Here is an 18091-nt window from a genome sequence, read left to right as displayed (position 1 = left end):
CTTCAACAAGCTCAAACACTTCAGGGCCGTCGCCACCCGCTACGACAAGCGAGACGACAATTTCCTCGCCTCGATCCAACTCGCATCAATCCGCATCTGGCTGCGAAGTTATGAGTCGGTCACCTAGTCGACATCGCCGGTTTTCCTGGGCCGCTTATGACTGAGTAGCCAACAGCCGGAGCAGAACGCGCTACCGGTTAGTCGGGGAGAGGTACGAGCTTGCTCCGGTCATCGGCGGCACCTTGTCGAGCCGGGCCAGCCGGTCGATCCGCTGCCCGGTGCCTTTCACCTGGGAAAGGACCGGGCGTCGAGTACGATGTCCAGCATGGCTCGGCCCTTCGCAGCAGCATGTGCCTGAACGGCACGGCATATAGGCCACCATCCGTAAAAAATGGCGATACCCACGGCATGGAAGGCAATAACGAGCACGATCCAGGACCAAGAATTGAGCTGGACGATGATCCGGATGGCTCGCCCATAAGCATTCGATCCCGAATTGGGCAGGCAGTATAGGAAGGCCACAATAAATGCTCCCTCAGCGTTTCGATCATTGACGCTGGAAGCCGTTCATTCTGGGCCGGACTGTCGGGTAGGCCAAGGGACGGCGCAGGACGGAAGCCGCCAGCTCGCCGTGGCAAAAGCGCCTCTCGGCGGTGCCTATTGCAGTTTAGTCTAAAATAGCGTGGCGCGCCGACCAAGTCGAAACTAATAATAATTATTTTGTTGAAATTGCAATGTTTTAGAAATTCTTGAGCAATGACTATAAGCAGCGTTTCGATATCAGGCGCGCGCTGGGGGCTCTTTGAGGCCGTGGTCCGACAAGGGGGCATTGATATCGGTGAGCACTTTGAACAGCGGTGCCGCTGCTTATATCTCGCAACCCGTAGTATGTAGGAGGTATTATCGGATATTCGATGGGGCCATATGGCACAGAGTTCTTACAACGCAGGTAGATAGACTGCGCTAGCTGCCATCATGTGGCTGTCCGACATTGTTGCCGCAAATCTTGAAGGAATGCCTGCGCAACGGGCGACAGTGGGCGGCGGACGGGCTCGATCACATAAAGCGTTCGCCACAGCTCGAAATCTGCGATCGGCATGAAGACTATCCGCGGATCGCTGAAGAGGTTAACCGCATTTTGCGGCAAAAGGGCAGCGCCGAGCCCGGCGCCGATCATGCACAGCTGCGCCACGGTGGAATGGGCGTTCATGCGCGGGTGCAGCAGCGCCTCGGGCAGGCCGCTTTGCGACAGAAGCTGGTAGGTCCCGGTCTCCTCTGCCACGCCAATCAGCGACACGTCATCCAAGTCGGCCAATTCGACCCGGCGGGCCCTGGCCAAGGGGTGGTCGGCATGACAGGCCAGCCCGAAGCGGTCACGCATGATCCCCTCCTGCCGCAGGTCGGGCGAATGAAGCGCACGCCCGGCCACGGCCAGATCCAGCTGCCCATCGGCTACCATTCCTGCCAGCCGCTCGGCGATGTCATCATGCAGCAGCAGCCGGATTTCCGGGTGGGTGGCTAGAAACCCGGTCAGCACCGGCGCGACCAGTTCCGAAATCGCCGAGGGCGAAGCCCCGATCGAAAGCGAGCCGATCTCCAGCCCGGCGCTCTGGCGCAGCCTCGTCACGGCGCGGTCGATGCCCTCCAGCAGCGGACCGGTTTCGGCCAGGAACTGCGTCGCCAGCGGCGTCATCATCGGCGGACGGGTGGCACGGTCGAACAGCGCGCCGCCGACACTGGCTTCCAACTGGCGGATCAGTTCGGATAACGCCGAGGGCACGACGCCCAGCTGGGACGCGGCCACAGCGAAGCTGCCGGCCTCCGCAATGGCCTGAAGGGCCCGTAGATGGCGCAGATTAATATTCAGATTATCTGAATTTATCTTCATTTAATTGCATTTTCAAAAAGTACCGCGGTATGTCAAGTCTGCCGGGGTAGCCGGAGAACTGACCTTGCCCGATCGCGCCGTTTCCCATCACGACCAATGCGAAGCGTTCGCGAGGGCGCTGGCCGCAGAGGGTTTCCGCGGCGAGATCGAGACCGACAGCGCGCTGCGGGCTGCCATGTCCACCGACAATTCGGTTTATCAGATCGCGCCCGATCTGATCGTCGCCCCGCGCGATGCCGATGACCTGGTGCGGTTGATGGCGGTGATTGAGGCGCCGGCCTTCGCGGGTCTCGCTCTAACAGCGCGAGGCGGTGGCACGGGAACCAACGGGCAGAGCCTCAATCATGGTGTCATTGTCGATATGCGTCGACACATGAACCGACTGCTGGCCTTCGATGCGGCCGAGGGCTGGGCGGACGTCGAGCCCGGCATGGTGCTGGATGAGTTGAACGAGCAGATCCGTCCCACCGGCTGGTTCTTCGCGCCCGAAACCTCGACCTCCAGCCGCTGCACCATCGGCGGCATGGTCAGCACTGATGCGTCGGGCAAGGGCTCGCGTATCTACGGCAAGACGTCGGACAATATTCTGGGTCTTGAATTGGCACGGGCACAGGGGCTGCTGGACAGCCTTGCGTCCGCGCCGGAATGGGCTGGCGACATGCTGTCCCGGGCCGAGGCCGCCGCGCGGCGGGGCAGGGCGGCTTTCATCACGAATACGCCGCGCCTGAACCGGCGCTTCACCGGCTATGATCTGGAGCGCGCCTGCCCCGAGGGTGGCAGTTTCGAGTGGTGGCGGCTGTTTCTGGGAGCCGAGGGCACGCTGGGACTTATCAGCCGCATCCGGGTCAAGCTTCGGCGGATCGAACGCGAAAAGCGCCTGATCGTGGCCGGCTTTGCCGATTTCCGCGCCGCGCTTGCGGCCGCCACCCCGCTGCTGGCCGCCGAGCCAACAGCGGTCGAGGTGATGGATGAGACGATCCAGGCCCTTGCCGAGGAGGGTGGCATACTGCGCCGTCTGCCGCCCGGTCTGCGCCCGGCCAAAGGCCAGCGCGTCGCCTATGTGTTTGTCGAGCTGAACGGCAACGAGGCCGCCCTGCTGCAACGGCAGCTGGAAGAGTGCTGCCGCATTCTGGCCGGTCTGCCCGGGATCGGCGCCGTTCATCTGGCGCGGGATCTTGACGAGATTCGTGATCTCTGGGCAATCCGGTCCGCCGGGGTGGGGCTTCTGGGCAAAGTGGACGGCCCCGCCCGCCCCATTGCCTTCGTCGAGGATACGGTGGTTCCGCCCGAGAACCTGCCCGCCTTTCTGGACGAATTCCTCGCCGTGCTCTCGCAAAATGGTCTTGGCTTCGGCATCCACGGCCATGTCGATGTGGGCTGCCTGCATATCCGGCCGGCCCTGAACATCGACTCCGTCGCGGACCGGGACCGCCTGGTGGCGGTATCTGACGCGGTTTTCGCGCTGACCCGCAAATATGGCGGCATCTTCTGGGGCGAGCACGGCAAGGGCGTGCGCGGCGCCTATCTGCGCGACTGGATCGGCGTCGAAGGCTATTCGGCCCTGCAGGGCGTGAAGGCCGCCTTTGACCCGGCAGGCCGCTTCAACCCGGGCAAACTCGTCAGCAACGACGTCCCGATACTTGGCATCGCGACCACACCTTTCCGCGCCTTCAACGCCGCCGAAGGCGATCCGCTGACCCGTGCCTTCCGCTGCAACGGCAATGCGCAATGTCTCAGCTATGCCAGCACGACGCCGATGTGCCCGAGCTTCAAGGCCAGCGCAGACGTGCGCCATAGCCCCAAAGGCCGTGCCGATGCGCTTCGCGGCTGGCACAAGGCCCGGCAGGAGGGCGCGCCCGACCTGCAGCGTCTAGAGGCGGATCTGGTAAAGGTTCTGGATACCTGCTTGGGCTGTAAGGCCTGCGCCACCTCATGCCCGGTGCAGGTGGACATTCCCACGATGCGCTCAGCCTTTCTGGCCGATTACCACGCGCGCCACCCCCGCTCGTGGGCTGAGCGGCTCGTTCTGGCGGCCGAACGCTTCAGCCCGATCGTCTCACGCCTGGCGCCTGTGCTGGCGCGGGTCTGGCCTCTGGTGGCGCCTATCGGGGCAGCTCTCACCCGCAGCCGCGACCTGCCGACCCGTCTGGCCCGGCTGGACCCGAGCTTGTGGCTGACCTCTGCCGATCTGGCAGGGCCGCTGCCGACGAACACCGTGATCCTGATACAGGATTGGTTCACTGCGCTATTCGATGGCGCGGTGCAAGAAGATGTCGTGGCCGGGCTGCGAGCGCTCGGCTATGCGCCGCGCCTTTTGCCGATGCGGCCGGCAGGCAAAGCAGCCTACGCCGCGGGCGACCTGGCCGGGTTCGCGCGGATGGCTCAAGCGCTGTCCTGTGATTTGCAGTCCGCTGCATCGCTCGGCCACCCGCTGATCGCCTTCGAACCAGCCTTTGCCATGATGCTGCGGCAGGAATATCCCAAGGCCGGGTTTCAGTTGCCTACTGTGCTGTTGCCGCAGGAGTTTCTAGCGGCCGAGGCGGCGCGACGGTCTTTCCCGCGCGCAGGTGTGCAGCCGGCCCCGGCGCGGCTGCTTTCCCATTGCACGGAGGTAACCGCCTTGCCGCAGAGCGGGGCGCTGTGGCGGCAAGTCTTCGCCGCCATAGGCCTTGAGGTGCAGACGCCGGCGACGGGCTGCTGCGGCATGGCGGGGCTGTTCGGGCATCAGGAACATCATCAGACGGTCTCGCGCAGACTTTTCGAAATGTCCTGGCGCTCTCACATGGATACGACGGATGATCTGCTCGCCACCGGCTTTTCCTGCCGTTGCCAATCCGACCGGCTGGCTGGCCGGGTGCCGGGCCACCCTCTGGGGCTGATCGCGCGGACGCTGCTTCATTCAGGAGCGGCCGGGCTGGACGCGGCGTGCGGCCTTGCTCCCGGTGCGGCGGCGCCATAGTTTGCACCGCCGAGGAGGAGCTTCATTGCCTGCCAGTATCCGCCACCTGAGGATGTTCGCGGTGCTGGGGAGCAGCAATTCCGTGACGCGCGCGGCAGAGGTCAATCATGTCTCGCAACCCGCGGTCACGCAGGCCATGGCCAAGTTGGCGCGGGAGAGCGGCCACGCTCTGTTTCAGCGCCGCCCGCAGGGCCTTTTCCTGACGGAAGCGGGCGAATTGCTGCTGTATCGCGCCAACCGCGCGCTGCGCATGCTTGATGCGGCGATGTCGGACATGGACCGTGCCATCCGCGTGCAGGCGACGTGGCAGCAACTGACCGCCCTGATAGCGGTGACGGAGGCCGAGAGTTTCACGCTTGCCGCCCATCGGCTGGGTCTTGCGCAGCCGACCGTTCATCGCTCGACCACCATGCTGGAAGAGGCGGCGGGCACCGTCTTCTTCCAGCGCACCGCCCACGGCCTGATCTCGACACGGGCGGCGCTGAACCTGGCCCAAGCTGCGCGGCTGGCGCTGGCGGAGCTGGATCAGGCGGAGTCGGATCTGGCCGCTTTGCACGGGCGCGAAGTCGGGCGCATCGTCATCGGGGCGCTGCCGCTGTCACGATCCGGTTGGCTACCCCGGGCCATCCTTGCCTTTCGGCAGTTGCGCCCGCAGTTCCCGTTTCAGGTCGTGGATGGGCGCTATGACGAACTGCTTCTGGGTCTGCGCAGGGGCGAAATAGACATGATGCTGGGCGCGCTGCGCCTGCCCACGCCGGTCGACGACATCGTGCAGGACAGGCTGTTCGATGACGAGGGTGTTGTCGTGGCGCGTCGCGACCACCCATTATTGGCGCTGCCGGCGCTGGGCTTCGACGACCTTCTGGCCTATCCGTGGGTCATGCCACGCCGGCCAACGCCGCTGCGAAACGTATTGGATTCCTATTTCGCCGACCGCGCGCCCAGCAATGTGGTCGAGACCTCCTCGGTCATCATGATGCGCGAGATCCTGCGCGAAAGTGACTACCTTGCCGGCCTGTCGCGCATGCAGGCTGAGGTGGAGACCGAGGTCCTGTCCATCGTGCCCATAGCGCTGTCCAACGCCACGCGATCGATCGGGATCACGACCCGCGTCGATTGGGAACCAACGCGGGCGCAAAAGGAGTTTCTCAGCCTGCTGCGCCAGACCGCAGCGCAGCTGTTCTGAGCGTCAGCGCTGCGCTGGCAGTGTCCGCAAGATGGCATCGGCGCGGCCGGGGTAGTCGTCGTCGCCCGCCGGCAGTTCCAGATTGCCGATGCGCTGCTGCCAGTCCGCGGTCGCGCTGGCGAGGGCGTTCGGCAACCCCAGTTCCGCCAGTGTCGCCGCGACCTCGCGCATTTCCGCGGCGCGACGGCGGCCATGCATCATCATCCGTTCCAGATTGTAGGCGGCCTGGCTTGGCCAGTCGATATTCGGGTTCGACGCCTGCAGTGAGGCCAGGACGCGTCCTTCGATTCCCGCGCGGCGGGCGGCCAACAGGCATTCCGCCATCAGCGCCTCCATCCCTTTGATCATCACCGAACGGATCATCTTGATGGCCGATGCCTCGCCAACGCTATCACCCGAGATTTGGGCCTCCATTCCGAGGGCCTCCAGCACCTCCAACGCAGCCCCGACATGCGGGCCGGCGATCAGCAACGGCGTGCGGTGCATCTTGGGATAGACCGGCGCCATGATCGCCACATCGACATAGCGGCCACCGGCCGCCTCGATGATCTGGGCGGATCGGCGCTTGGCCCCCGGCGAGCAGCTGTTGCCGTCGAGCCAGAGAGTGCCAGGCGTCAGATGAGCCGCCGCCTGTTCTGCGGCCTCGACCGCGCGGTCGGCGGTAACGAGACAGAAGACTGCCGCCGCTCCTTCCAACGCGGCCGCGCGATCTCCGGCCAGCACGATCCCGGTGGCGTCGGCGCGGCGCTGGGGCAGGTGCCGCGCCTCCGGATCGGAACATTTCGCGTCCCAGGCCAACTGGCCGCCGGCGATGTCCTGGCCCCAACCTTTTGCGAACGCTTCCGCAGCTTCGCCAAATCCGATGAATGCGATCTTGGGTGCGCGGGCGTGCGTCATGATCAAATCCTTCTCACTTCGATCGGCGGGAGGTATCGCGGCGGTTCATGAGTGAAAAGGCGCAATAGCCTGCACTTATGCAAGCCGCCGTCTTTTGAAAGGCCGAAGTGAAGTTCGGGGCATTCAAGCCTCGGCTCGCCCTATAGCTCGCGGTGTCGGCAATAGCGCCAAGTTATGACTTTCGCGCTGTTTCCGATTTGCCGCCGCAGAGACCGCCGGTCCAGATAGCCCCGACAGCATTCCGGAGGACCACCATGTCGACCCCCAAGACCGCCCTTGTGATTTCCGCCCATGCCGCCGATTTCGTCTGGCGCTGCGGCGGGGCAATCGCGCTGCATGCGGAGAAGGGCTATGACGTCACCGTGCTATGCCTGTCATTCGGCGAACGCGGTGAAAGCGCCAAGCTCTGGAAGGAGCCGGGCATGACGCTGGAGCAGGTGAAGGCGGCTCGCCGCAAGGAATCGGAAAAGGCGGCGGCGGCGCTCGGCGTGCACGATCTGGTCGAATTGGACCTTGGTGACTACCCGCTCCATCTAACACAGGACGACAAGTTCCGCGTCGTCGACGTGATCCGCAAGGTTCAGCCCGCCTTCATGCTGAGCCACAGCCAGTATGACCCCTACAACACCGACCACATGTACACCACGCAGGTGGCGCTGGAATGCCGGATGATCGCACAGGCCTGGGGGCACAATCCGGGTGAAAAGGTGCTGGGCGCGCCGCAGCTTTACCTGTTCGAACCTCACCAGACCGAGCAGATGGGCTGGAAGCCGGACACTTTCCTCGACATCACCCCGGTCTGGGACAAGAAGCGGGCCGCCATCGAGTGCATGCAGGGCCAGGAGCACCTCTGGGAATATTACACTCGGGTGGCCGAAAATCGGGCCAATCACTTCATGCGCAACTCGGGCGGCCAATCGGGCGGCCGCAAGGCCAAATACGCCGAGGGCTTCCAGTCGGTCTTCCCGCGCACGGTCGACGAACTCTGAGATCGCGCCGTTTCCGGCGCGACCACCCCAGGACGAGACAGCCGGACGGTGTCCGGGAACAGGAATCGACAGATGGCGAAAGTCGTTCAGAACATTCAGCGCGCCGATACGGCGGTGATCGCGGGCCTGGCAGAGGCGGGCGTGGCAACTGTGCACGAGGCGCAGGGCAGGACCGGGTGTCTCCACGCCTATATGCGCCCCATCTATGCCGGTGCCCGCGTCGCCGGATCGGCGGTGACGATCAGCGCGCCTCCGGGGGACAATTGGATGCTGCACGTTGCCATCGAACAATTGCAGGAGGGCGACATTCTCGTTCTGGCGCCCACCAGCCCGTGCGACAACGGCTATTTCGGCGACCTTCTGGCGACGTCGGCCATGGCGCGCGGCTGCCGCGGGGTGGTGCTCGACGCCGGCGTGCGCGATGTGCGTGACCTGACGGAGATGGGCCTTCCGGTCTGGGCGAAGGCGATCAGCGCGCAGGGCACGGTCAAGGAGACGCTGGGGTCGGTTAATGTACCAGTGGTCTGCGCCGGCCAGGCAGTAAAGCCGGGCGACGTGATCGTGGCCGATGATGACGGCGTCTGCGTCGTGCCGCGTGAGGAGGCGACCGCTGTTCTGGCCGCAGCTCAAAGGCGCATGGCCGGCGAGGAGGCGAGGCGCAAGCGCCTCGCCAGTGGGGAACTCGGCCTCGACATTTATGACATGCGACCCCGCCTCGCCGAAAAGGGCCTGATCTACGAATGACACGCGGCAGCGGCTCGGCCACGGAGGAACCATGAGCGAAGGTATTCCCTGCCTGTGGATGCGTGGCGGAACCTCGAAGGGCGCCTATTTCCTGGCTACTGATCTGCCCGCGCCGATCCCGGCCCGGGATGACCTGCTGCTGAGGATCATGGGATCCCCCGACCTGCGTCAGATCGACGGCATCGGTGGCGCTGATCCGCTGACGTCGAAAGTGGCGATCCTGTCGGCCTCGACGCATCCCGATGCGGATGTCGACTACCTGTTCCTACAGGTCTTCGTCGACCAGGCGCTGGTGTCGGATGCGCAAGCCTGCGGCAATATACTGGCCGGGGTTGGACCCGCCGCCATCGAGCGCGGCCTAGTCCCCGTCGGCGGCTCGGAAACTGAAGTCCGCATCCACATGCTGAATACAGGCGAGGTGGCACTCGCGCGGGTCCAGACGCCCGGCGGGCGGGTGAGCTATTCGGGAACGGCGCTGATCGATGGAGTGCCTTTCGGGTCGGCACCGGTGCCACTGATGTTCCAGAACATCGCCGGGTCGATGTGTGGGGCGCTACTGCCGTCTGCCCGCGCGGTCGATGCAATAGACGGTATCGCCTGCACGTTGATCGACAATGGCATGCCCTGCGTCATTATGCGGGCCGCTGATTTCGGGCTGACCGGCCAGGAGAGCCGCGAGGCGCTGGAGGCCGACACCGAGTTGAAGGCCCGGATCGAGGCGATCCGGCTTCAGGCCGGGCCTTTAATGAATCTGGGCGACGTGACGCAGAAGTCGGTGCCCAAGATGACGTTGGTCTCTCCGCCAGCCGCCGGTGGCACGATCAATACACGCAGCTTCATTCCTCACCGCTGTCATGCCTCGATCGGGGTTTTCGCGGCTGTGAGTGTTGCCACCGCCTGCACGCTGTCCGGCTCCCCTGCCGAAGAACTCGCCGTGCTGCCACCGGACGGCCGTTTCAGCATCGAGCACCCGAGTGGTGCCGTCGAGGTGTTGATCGAGCAGGATGAGGCTGGTCATGTGGTCGGGGCCGGCACGCTGCGCACCGCGCGCAAGCTGATGGACGGGCGGGTCTGGCCGCGCGATTGATCGCGGCCGACGCGGCGCGTCATGTCAGGCAGCGCGTTGAAGAGCAGTCTTCGGCAATAATCGCGGCTCGGCACCTGCGGTCGGGAAAACCCGGTTGCAGCTGCCGAGCCGTCGGCTCTGTCAGGGCAGGGGCAGCCCGAGTAGCTTCTGAAACAGCAGGACCGCGATCAGCCAGACCCCGACGCCGGTGGCGACAGCCTGGACTATTCTGCGCTCGCCCCTGAACAGAAGGGTCACCGCGCCGGACGCTATCGAAATCGCCAGCGCCAGCCCAATCCATTGCACGGTGAGAAGGCACACGACGAAGATCGCCAGCGCCGCCAGCGCGCGATGGCCGGACGCGAATTTCGGTTTCTCGGCGTTGAAGGCGCCGCGCAGGGCCAGCACAAGATAGGCCAACGCGCAGAAGATCCCGAACACGCCGACCTGTTCCGGAAGGGCGCCGGGGCCCGTATCCCCGGTCGAGTGGCCAGCGGGCAGGGCACGGGCCAGCAGGAAGAAGCCGGCGCTCCCCCCCAGGCATGCCAGCGCCGCGATCACGTCGCTGATCGGGAAACCCCGGCCAGCCCTGATGTCGTCGCCCGTGGTCATTTCACGAATCCTGCCGCTTTCAGGAATTCGGACTGTTCAGCCAAATCCTTCTTCACACGCTCGGTGAACTCGGCTTCCTTCCAGTTCGGGCTGTCCTGGAACTGCTCTTTCTGGAACTTCTTCCACTCGGGCGAGGCGGTCACCTTGTCGACGGCGGTCTGGATCGCATTGACGACATCGTCGGGCGTGCCGGCTTTGACGGCGATGCCACGCCAGATCGCGCCTTCCAGATTGTAGCCCTGTTCCTTGAAGGTCGGGGCATCCGGCAGGAACTCGGACCGTTCGGCGGTGCTGACGCCCAGCAGGCGGATCTCGCCGTTCTTTACCTGTGCAAGGCCTGTCGAGGGGGTCATCATCGCCGCGTCGATATGCTTGCCCAGAAGAGCCAGCGTCACCTTGCCTGAGGCGTCGTGCGGGATCCAGCCACTGGTGAAGCCCCCCTGCTTCATCATCTGATAGAGCATATACTGGTGGAAGCCGCCCGAGGAGTGGCCGCCGACCTTCAGGCCGTTGGGATGGGCCTTCATGTAGGCGACGAAATCATCGACGGACTTAAGCGGGCTATCGGCCAGCACGGCGAGCGAGGAGGGTTCGGACTGCATGGCACGCAGCAGGCGCAGATCCTCGACCTTGAACGGGATCAGTCCCTGTGCGATGCCGAAAGTCAGGGTGCCGGTCAGTACCAGTATGTTGTAGCCGTCGGCAGGCTGGGTGACGATCTGCGACAGCCCAACGGCCCCGCTGCCGCCGGCGCGGTTGTCCACCTTTACGGTCCAGCCCGCTTCCTTCTCCAGCAGTTCGGCCAGCTTGCGACCATAGGTGTCAAGCGAGCCTCCCGCGCCGGACCAGACGACCAGCGTCACCGGCTTGTCGGGGAAACCGGCAGCCGCGATCTGCGGCAGCGCCAACGTGGCACCAACGGCAAGGCAAAGCGCCGCAACGGTCGACCGCATTGCCCGCTTAAGGCGACCAAGTCCGGAGGTCGGGGGTGTCCTGTTCATTGTTTCTCTCCCTTGAATGGTTGTTTTGTATAGGGGGCGCTCAGGCCGCCGCGGCGCGGTTCGGGCGCTGCGTCCGGAAGGCTCGGCGGATGGGCACGAAGATGCTGACCACGCTCAGGATCAGGAACAGCACGCTGATCGGGTCGGTCAGGAAGATCATGTAGCTGCCCTGCGAGGACACCAGCGCCGTGCGGTAGTTCGATTCAATCAGGTATCCGAGGACCATCGCCAGCACGACGGGCGCGACGGGAAAGCTCAGTTTCTTCATCACATATCCGACCACGCCGAAGCCGAGCGCTAGCCACACGTCGAACATCAGATTGCGGATTGCGAAGGAACCGAGCACGGCAAAGGCCATGATGCCTGCCGCGATCACCCCGGTCGGCAAAAGCACGACGCGCGCCATTAACGGCAGGAACAGCGAACCGACCAGGTACTGGATAAGTGCCGCGACGATCACCCCGAACAGGATGGAGTAGACGAGCGTCGGCTGTTCGGTGAACAGCTGCGGGCCGGGATGCAGGCCGTGCATGATCAGCGCGCCCATCATAATGGCTGTGGTCGGCGAGCCGGGCACGCCGAGCGACATCATCGGCACCAGTGCGCCGCCGACGGTGGCATTGTTCGCGGCCTCCGGGGCGGCGATTCCGTTAACGGCCCCTTTCCCGAAATCCTGGGGTTTCTTGTCGCGTGCGCGGGCATAGTCGCGAGCCACCCAGCAGGCGATGTTGCCGCCAACGCCCGGCAAAATGCCCAGCAGCGTACCAATCACGGAGCCCGACATCATGGAGCGCCACGTTTCGTTCAGCAGGGGCCACGACATGAAGACGTGACCAACCTTGCTGTTATCCATGTCGAAGCGGCGGACGCGCTTTTCAGCCAGCGCGATGGCTTCGGACACAGCGAACAGCCCGATCAGCGCTGCCAGGAAGGGGACACCCTCGTAAAGCTCGAAATAGCCAAAGGTGAAGCGTGGGGTGCCCGCAATCGGGTCGATCCCGACCGTGGCCATCGCCAGGCCCATCGTGGCTCCCAGCAATCCCTTGACGAGCGAGCCTCCCGACAGGGCTGCGACCGAAGTCAGACCGAACAGGCCGACCGCGAAGTAACCTGCGGGACCAAATTGCAGCGCCAGCTTGGCCAGTGGCATCGCCAAAAGCAGCAGCGCCAGCCCACCCAGCACTCCGCCAACCGTCGAAGCGGTCAGCGAAATCGAGATCGCCTCGTTCGCGCGGCCCTTCTGAGCCATCGCATAGCCGTCGATCGCCGTTGCTGCCGCAGCCGCCGTGCCTGGCGTGGACAGCAGGATCGCGCTGATAGAGCCGCCATACTCCGCCGAAGTATAAAGCGAGATCATCAGCAGCATGCTGAGCTCGGGCGACATGGAGTAAGTAAAGGGGATCAGCAGGCTGAGGCCGATGGACGGACCAAGTCCGGGAAGGGCGCCGATGATGATGCCCAGCACGGCGCCGATGACCAGAACGGCCAGCCCTGAAAAGCCAAAGATTACACCCAGCGACTGGATTATCCCGTCCATTTATTCCTCCCGAAGAGGGGCGGTCGGGGCACCTATCTTCCAGTGCGCCGCGTCCCAACTTCGACCGTTTCTGACGGGCGATCGTGGTGTTCGCAATTCATAAGGCGCGATGCATCGATAAGTTTATGCTACTGGGCGCCGGGAGGTGTAGTCCTGATCGACAAGTGCAATCTAAACCGCCGCTTGATTCCTGGACGCCTCCTTGCCTAAGTTTTGAGGCAGGGAGGCTCTGGTGGGCAAAGCGAACTTCACCGAGGGCTTCAAGCTGAACGCGGCCCTTCTGACGTTGCCCTTACTGGCTAATTCGAACTGAAATTCGTTCTGGCCCATTGAGAGGACCAGAACATGAGGCGCCACGTGTCCACTCTGCAGGAACTCCACCCGCTCTCTGCCTCCGTGAGCGCCTTGATCTCCAGCCCGCGCCCGCCCCGAGCACCAGCATGTGCCCATCGGCCGGGACTCTTTCCGCTAGGAGGAGGCCGGCCATCCCGCTGGAGGGCGTGGAAGCCGGGGACCTGCCGCGTCGGCCATCACTGTGCTAGCCGGGCGAGCCAGATGGTATGTCCGCCGCATGTCGTGTCTTGGACCGTATGCGCAAGGACTTCAAACCCTCGCTGAACGAGGAGATGACGATACTCATCGGCGCTTAGACTGGCGTGGTAGAGGACCTCTCCCTCAAAGCTCCCGAACGCTTCCCCGTGGGCCGGTCCACTTGTGAACATTAGTGCCGCACCCGGCAGTGAATGCGCACGGAACGTCTCGAACATCCCTCGCTGGTCACTGTGACGGAGGTGAAAGAAGCTGTCCCACGCGATGATGCCGGAGAAAGCCATTCCCAACTCAAGCCCGCGCATATCGGCCACGCGCCAGTCCGCTTGAGGAAAGCGAGTGCGGCATGTGCTGATCATCGTAGGGGAACTATCGATGCCCGTGACGGGATGCTGCTTCTCGATCAAGTACGCCGCTATGGGCGCCCCTGATCCGCACCCAATGTCCAAGACCGCGCCGAAAGGAGGCATCAGCGCTCGAAATCGCTCAAGCCAAGGAGCTTCGAAAATGTCCCCGCGACGCTTACAGGTCCAAGCATCGGCGTGCGCTTCGTAGATTTCTACAATGCGGTCAGCATGGTTTCGGGGCATGCGCTCTGCAACCTGGGTCGTTCCACCACGCCCGCTCCAACCGAACTGGAGTCCATCGTTGGGGTTCATGTCCATTTTTGTATCAGTGATTATCGAGCAAAATCAATGACATGTGGACATGAAAAATCGCTGGCGCGCCGACCAAAGTAAAGCTGCGAACACCTATGTTGTTGAAATCGCATTGGTTTAGACAGTGACGCGTGGTGGGCTTAAGCGACGTCTAGAAGTCAGGCTGCGCCAGCCTGCCGTCGACTTCCAATAGGTCAACAAGCATAACCGAGCGGCACTTGCGTTTCAGCCTCGTTCGAATCCCGCACGTTCCGCCATTTCAGTCCCAAACTGGGCACGCCAAGCGCCGCCGATTTCCCTCCTGAGACGGCAGCCAGCGTTCGGAGCAGGTCCCCTTTCGATCCAATGATGCGGACTTCCTTGGCTCCGACCTCGACTCGCTGAGCTAGGGCACGCAAATGGTCGCGCCGGTCGCCTCCGCCCTCGATGCGCATGCGCTTGCGAGCGATGTCGGCGAAACGCGCCACCATGGCGGGCGTCACCGCGTCTTCGCCTGAGGTGGCGAGAGACGTTTGCGCGCGCGCGACATCGGCCTGCGCCTGATCGCGGATCGCCTTCAGCCCGTCGATGCGTTCTTTGAGCGCCGGATCGGTGATGTCGGCGACGCCTGATTCGATGGCGTCATAGAGCCGGCGTAGTCGCTGATCCGCCTCTGTCCCGCGCTTGTTGAGTTCGGCGATGTGCTGGCGGCGGCGCTCCAGCCGCTCTTGGCGGTGCGTGAGCATGGAAGCGAGGATTTCCTGCAGCCGTTCGGGCTGGAGAAGCCGTTGCTCGATGTGACTGGCCACAAGGGTGTCGAGCGTCTCCATGGGGATGGCGCGGCCTGAGCAGCCGGTCTCGCCCTGCCGCGCTTTGATCGAGCAGGCATAGTAGCGGTAGCGCCCGCTCTTGCCGGTGCGGATGGTCATGGCCCCGCCGCACTGCGCGCAATAGCAGATGCCGGTGAGCAGCGTCGGGCCGCTCACAACGCGCGGCGGGACGATCTTTGGATTGCGCGCCTGAAGCTGCTCCTGCACGGCGTTGAAGACCTGAGCGTCGATGATCGGCGGCACGGCGACCACCACTACCTCGCTCTCTGGCTTTTTCTGCTTGCTCTTGGAACGGCTGTTGAACTGGTGCTCGCCGACATAGGTGCGGCGGGTCAGCACTCGGTGCAGCTGACCGATACCCCAGCGCCCGCCCTCGCGGGTGTAGATTCGGTTACGGTTTAGATGGCTGACGATGGCCTTCACGCCCATCGGACCGGAGCGGCCGTTGCCATTCAGTGCCAAATCGAAGATCAGCCGCACCGTGTCGGCGTGGAGCGGATCGATCTCCAGCTTCTTCTTCACTTTGGCGCCGCGCTGCTCGGCCTCAACCACGCGGTAGCCGATCGGCGGGCGAGCGCCGTTCCAGAAGCCCTGCCGTGCATTCTCTTTCTGCGCCCGCAGGACGTGCTTGGCGTTCTCCTTCGACTGGTACTCGTCGAACAGCGCCATGATTTGTCGCATCATGACGTGCATCGGATCGTCGCCCATCTCCTGGGTGATCGACACCAGCCGCACGCCATTGCGGGCGAGCTTCCTGACATAGAATTCCAGCTCGAAGTGATCGCGGAAGAAGCGGGAGAAGCTGTGCACTACCACGACATCGAACGGCGCGGGCCTCAGCGTGCCCGCCTCGATCATCCGCTGAAATTCGGGCCGGCGGTCATTGGTCGCTGAGGCCCCCGGCTCGACATAAGTTTCGACCAACTGATAGCCGCGCGCCTGGCAGTACGCCTCGCCTTGCCGGCGCTGGTCGGGGATCGAGACATCATGCTCGGCTTGCCGGGCTGTGGAGACGCGCAGGTACAAGGCGGCACGCAGCGCAGCGGTCATGGTGGAGCCTTTCGTGTCAGGCGTTCATTCCCCTTGGTTCAGCTGCTCCAGAATATCCCCGAACCACGCTTCGAAGACAGCAATCTCAGCCTCTGTCACCGGAATGTATTCCGGCCAGTCGTCGGTGACGGTCATCGGGGCAGGAGTTGAGGACGGACGCTGCCTGCGACGGGGCGGCTGCGTTTCGGCGTAGGTGTAGAGGTCGTCGGGCAAGCGGCCCGTTGGAAAACGGCGCACGGAGACAGGCATGCGTACGGCGAACCGTCGGGACATCGCCTAAGAGTGCAGCAACCAGAGCCGACTCCAAATGGTCAGTCTGTATCCCGAAATACGCAGCGCTTTTATGAGGAGCAGACGAATTTCGATGCGCCCTCTCGGCACTTTCAGGAGGAGCAGCACAGCTCAGATGCTCATTTGATCTAACCAAGCGGAGCTCCGGGCACGATGAGCCTCTCCGACACGTCCGGCCCATAGGAATCGGCGGTGTCGATGAAGTTGATACCGAGTTCGGGGAGACGGCGGAGCGTCCGCAGGGAGCCTTCCCTGTCCTTGGGCGGCCCCCAGATTCCCGGGCCGGTGAGCCGCATCGCCCCGAAGCCAAGGCGGTTGACCACCAGATCGCTGCCGATGGCGAACGTGCCGGCCTTCGATGCGTCGAGAGTTTTCATGCCATCTTCCCCTGACGTTTCGTGTTGAATCAGTCTGCCAGCCGTGCGTTGAGCACCCGCAGCTGCGTGACATCTTCCAGACCTTCGATCCCGTTCTGCAGGCCGATACCGGACTGTTTGGTGCCGCCGAAAGGCACGTCGAGTGGAAGGGAAAAGTGCTGGTTCACCCAGATAGTCCCGGTCTCGGTGCGCCCGGCGATTGCGATGCCGCGCCGGACGTCGCCCGTCCATATGGTGCCGCCTAGGCCATATTCCGAGTCATTGGCCCGCGCGATCGCCTCGTCCACATCATCATAGACCTGCACCGGAAGCGCCGGGCCGAACTGCTCCTCGCGCACCAGTCGGGCGTTGTCGGGAAGACCGGTGACGATGCCGGGACGGATAAAGTAGCCCTGCCCGGTGGGTTCGCCGCCGGTCAGAAAGGTGCCCCCTCCGCGCGTGCGGAGGCGATGAAGTCAAGCACTTTTTCATACTGCATGCGGTTCTGCAGCGGCCCCATGGTCGTGGCGGGACCGAGCCCGTCACCGAGCACCGCTGCCGCAGCATGCCTTGCGAGGGCACCGGCTACGGCGTTGAACAGGCGGCGCGGGGCATAGACGCGCTTGGCGGCGTAGCACACCTTGACCTGCGTTGATCATCGCGGAGGCGAAGATGCGCTCCGCCGCCCATTCCGGATCGGCATCGTCGAGCACAATCGCCGCGTCGTTGCCCCCGAGTTCCAACGTGAAGCGCTTCAGCGTGCCGGCGGCCGCGCCGAGCACCTTCTTGCCCGTGGGTGTGGAGCCGGTGAAGCTCACATGCGCAATGTCGGGATGGCTGGTCAGCAGCGGGCCTAGATCATTGGCATCCACCAGCGTCTGCACCACCCCGGCCGGGAATATCTCCGCAGCGAGCTCGCCGAGCAGCAGCGTGCTGAGCGGCGTGCTGGGTGCCGGCTTTATGATGAGCGTGTTGCCAGTGATCAGGGCCGGTCCGAACTTGAAGGCCAGCAGCGTCATCGGCCGGTTCCACGGCATGATGGCAACGACAACGCCCTGCGGGTAGCGCTGCTCGATGATGAGCTCCTGCGCCGTGTCGCGGACGATGCGGTCTTCCAGCTTCTGCCCGGCGAAATGACGGATCGCCGCGGCTGCACGATCGACCTCCAAGAGGCAGTCGGCAATCGGCCCGCCCCGCTCGCGGGTGAGCGTCTGCGCGATGAGATCGCGGTTGGTCGCCATGGTGTCCGCCATGCGCTCGATAAGGGGCCGGCGGCCTTCATAGCCAAGCGCGCTCCAGCCTTTCAGCGCGCGCTTTGCTGCCGCGATGGCTTCTTCAGCCTGCGTGGCGTCGGCGCGCGGTGACTGGGCGAAGACCGCGGCGCGTCGGATCGATGACGTCGAGGGTCCGCGCGCCGTCGACGAAGCGGCCGTCGATGAGAAGACGATGGGTCATGGATGGCCTCGGGAGATAAACGTCTTCCACATCAAGGGAAGAA

General features: G+C 64.0%; 14 protein-coding genes and 3 pseudogenes. 6 read left to right on the top strand and 11 right to left on the bottom strand.

The annotated features are described in order from the left end of the window. Nucleotides 1-127: pseudogene (locus ACO2RV_RS11585) on the top strand (IS5/IS1182 family transposase); the annotation flags it as partial. An 846-nt stretch (nucleotides 128-973) separates the two neighbouring features. On the opposite strand, the gene ACO2RV_RS11580 reads toward ACO2RV_RS11585, so the two are convergent. Next, on the bottom strand, nucleotides 974-1888 hold the full coding sequence (locus ACO2RV_RS11580) for a LysR family transcriptional regulator (protein ID WP_423292994.1): 915 nt from the start codon (nucleotides 1886-1888) through the stop codon (nucleotides 974-976). Nucleotides 1889-1952: 64 nt separating this feature from the next. On the opposite strand from ACO2RV_RS11580, the gene ACO2RV_RS11575 reads away from it, so the two are divergent. Together ACO2RV_RS11575 and ACO2RV_RS11570 are read left to right on the top strand one after the other, a co-directional pair. After that, nucleotides 1953-4847, top strand: a complete 2895-nt coding sequence (locus tag ACO2RV_RS11575) for an FAD-binding and (Fe-S)-binding domain-containing protein (protein WP_423292992.1) — start codon at nucleotides 1953-1955, stop codon at nucleotides 4845-4847. Nucleotides 4848-4872: 25 nt separating this feature from the next. Beyond that, nucleotides 4873-6033 carry a LysR family transcriptional regulator gene (locus ACO2RV_RS11570; RefSeq protein WP_423292990.1) on the top strand — a complete coding sequence of 387 codons (1161 nt, stop codon included), beginning with the start codon at nucleotides 4873-4875 and terminating at the stop codon, nucleotides 6031-6033. Nucleotides 6034-6036: 3 nt separating this feature from the next. Here the strand turns inward: ACO2RV_RS11570 and ACO2RV_RS11565 are convergent, their stop codons facing one another. After that, nucleotides 6037-6930: a DUF1932 domain-containing protein gene (locus ACO2RV_RS11565; RefSeq protein ID WP_423292988.1), complete on the bottom strand. Its 894-nt coding sequence runs from the start codon at nucleotides 6928-6930 to the stop codon at nucleotides 6037-6039. A 254-nt stretch (nucleotides 6931-7184) separates the two neighbouring features. Between ACO2RV_RS11565 and ACO2RV_RS11560 the strand changes: the two genes are divergently transcribed. From ACO2RV_RS11560 to ACO2RV_RS11550, 3 genes are all read left to right on the top strand, one after another. Beyond that, on the top strand, nucleotides 7185-7919 hold the full coding sequence (locus tag ACO2RV_RS11560; RefSeq protein WP_423292986.1) for a PIG-L deacetylase family protein: 735 nt from the start codon (nucleotides 7185-7187) through the stop codon (nucleotides 7917-7919). 72 nt (nucleotides 7920-7991) lie between these two features. Next, nucleotides 7992-8663, top strand: a complete 672-nt coding sequence (locus ACO2RV_RS11555; RefSeq protein ID WP_423292984.1) for a 4-carboxy-4-hydroxy-2-oxoadipate aldolase/oxaloacetate decarboxylase — start codon at nucleotides 7992-7994, stop codon at nucleotides 8661-8663. Between the two features lie 31 nt (nucleotides 8664-8694). After that, on the top strand, nucleotides 8695-9750 hold the full coding sequence (locus ACO2RV_RS11550; protein ID WP_423292982.1) for a 4-oxalomesaconate tautomerase: 1056 nt from the start codon (nucleotides 8695-8697) through the stop codon (nucleotides 9748-9750). A gap of 120 nt (nucleotides 9751-9870) precedes the next feature. Here the strand turns inward: ACO2RV_RS11550 and ACO2RV_RS11545 are convergent, their stop codons facing one another. From ACO2RV_RS11545 to ACO2RV_RS11505, 9 genes and pseudogenes are all read right to left on the bottom strand, one after another. After that, nucleotides 9871-10341 carry a tripartite tricarboxylate transporter TctB family protein gene (locus tag ACO2RV_RS11545; RefSeq protein ID WP_423292980.1) on the bottom strand — a complete coding sequence of 157 codons (471 nt, stop codon included), beginning with the start codon at nucleotides 10339-10341 and terminating at the stop codon, nucleotides 9871-9873. After that, nucleotides 10338-11294, bottom strand: coding sequence for a tripartite tricarboxylate transporter substrate binding protein (locus ACO2RV_RS11540; RefSeq protein WP_423292978.1), 957 nt, complete (start codon nucleotides 11292-11294; stop codon nucleotides 10338-10340). The genes ACO2RV_RS11545 and ACO2RV_RS11540 overlap by 4 nt, the downstream gene beginning before the upstream one ends. Before the next feature lie 88 nt (nucleotides 11295-11382). Further along, nucleotides 11383-12879 carry a tripartite tricarboxylate transporter permease gene (locus ACO2RV_RS11535; protein ID WP_423292976.1) on the bottom strand — a complete coding sequence of 499 codons (1497 nt, stop codon included), beginning with the start codon at nucleotides 12877-12879 and terminating at the stop codon, nucleotides 11383-11385. A 530-nt stretch (nucleotides 12880-13409) separates the two neighbouring features. After that, a complete protein-coding gene (locus tag ACO2RV_RS11530; RefSeq protein WP_423293014.1) occupies nucleotides 13410-14018 on the bottom strand; it encodes a class I SAM-dependent methyltransferase in 609 nt (202 codons plus the stop codon). A 263-nt stretch (nucleotides 14019-14281) separates the two neighbouring features. Continuing rightward, a complete protein-coding gene (locus ACO2RV_RS11525; RefSeq protein ID WP_423292974.1) occupies nucleotides 14282-15946 on the bottom strand; it encodes a recombinase family protein in 1665 nt (554 codons plus the stop codon). 24 nt (nucleotides 15947-15970) lie between these two features. Further along, a complete protein-coding gene (locus ACO2RV_RS11520; RefSeq protein ID WP_423292972.1) occupies nucleotides 15971-16195 on the bottom strand; it encodes a hypothetical protein in 225 nt (74 codons plus the stop codon). A gap of 194 nt (nucleotides 16196-16389) precedes the next feature. Then, nucleotides 16390-16614 (bottom strand): annotated as a pseudogene (locus tag ACO2RV_RS11515) (aldo/keto reductase); the annotation flags it as partial. Nucleotides 16615-16643: 29 nt separating this feature from the next. Further along, nucleotides 16644-17233, bottom strand: a pseudogene (locus ACO2RV_RS11510) (aldehyde dehydrogenase family protein). After that, complete coding sequence (locus ACO2RV_RS11505) at nucleotides 17136-17921, bottom strand: aldehyde dehydrogenase family protein (RefSeq protein WP_423293012.1); 786 nt, start codon at nucleotides 17919-17921, stop codon at nucleotides 17136-17138. Before ACO2RV_RS11505 ends, ACO2RV_RS11510 begins: the two are co-directional and overlap by 98 nt. Nucleotides 17922-18091: the final 170 nt, after the last annotated feature.

This window comes from Ancylobacter sp. VNQ12, from assembly GCF_049445835.1.
Taxonomy (GTDB): Bacteria; Pseudomonadota; Alphaproteobacteria; order Rhizobiales; family Xanthobacteraceae; genus Ancylobacter.
Note: the sequence above shows the minus strand (reverse complement) of the source record. Positions and strands in the feature narration are given on the sequence as shown.

What these genes read in the sequence shown, in the direction of transcription:
- ACO2RV_RS11580 (WP_423292994.1), bottom strand. Translation starts at nt 1,888, where the DNA reads ATGAAGATAAATTCAGATAATCTGAATATTAATCTGCGCCATCTACGG.
- ACO2RV_RS11565 (WP_423292988.1), bottom strand. Translation starts at nt 6,930, where the DNA reads ATGACGCACGCCCGCGCACCCAAGATCGCATTCATCGGATTTGGCGAA.
- ACO2RV_RS11560 (WP_423292986.1), top strand. Translation starts at nt 7,185, where the DNA reads ATGTCGACCCCCAAGACCGCCCTTGTGATTTCCGCCCATGCCGCCGAT.
- ACO2RV_RS11555 (WP_423292984.1), top strand. Translation starts at nt 7,992, where the DNA reads ATGGCGAAAGTCGTTCAGAACATTCAGCGCGCCGATACGGCGGTGATC.
- ACO2RV_RS11550 (WP_423292982.1), top strand. Translation starts at nt 8,695, where the DNA reads ATGAGCGAAGGTATTCCCTGCCTGTGGATGCGTGGCGGAACCTCGAAG.
- ACO2RV_RS11545 (WP_423292980.1), bottom strand. Translation starts at nt 10,341, where the DNA reads ATGACCACGGGCGACGACATCAGGGCTGGCCGGGGTTTCCCGATCAGC.
- ACO2RV_RS11540 (WP_423292978.1), bottom strand. Translation starts at nt 11,294, where the DNA reads ATGCGGTCGACCGTTGCGGCGCTTTGCCTTGCCGTTGGTGCCACGTTG.
- ACO2RV_RS11535 (WP_423292976.1), bottom strand. Translation starts at nt 12,879, where the DNA reads ATGGACGGGATAATCCAGTCGCTGGGTGTAATCTTTGGCTTTTCAGGG.
- ACO2RV_RS11530 (WP_423293014.1), bottom strand. Translation starts at nt 14,018, where the DNA reads ATGCCCCGAAACCATGCTGACCGCATTGTAGAAATCTACGAAGCGCAC.
- ACO2RV_RS11525 (WP_423292974.1), bottom strand. Translation starts at nt 15,946, where the DNA reads ATGACCGCTGCGCTGCGTGCCGCCTTGTACCTGCGCGTCTCCACAGCC.
- ACO2RV_RS11520 (WP_423292972.1), bottom strand. Translation starts at nt 16,195, where the DNA reads ATGCCTGTCTCCGTGCGCCGTTTTCCAACGGGCCGCTTGCCCGACGAC.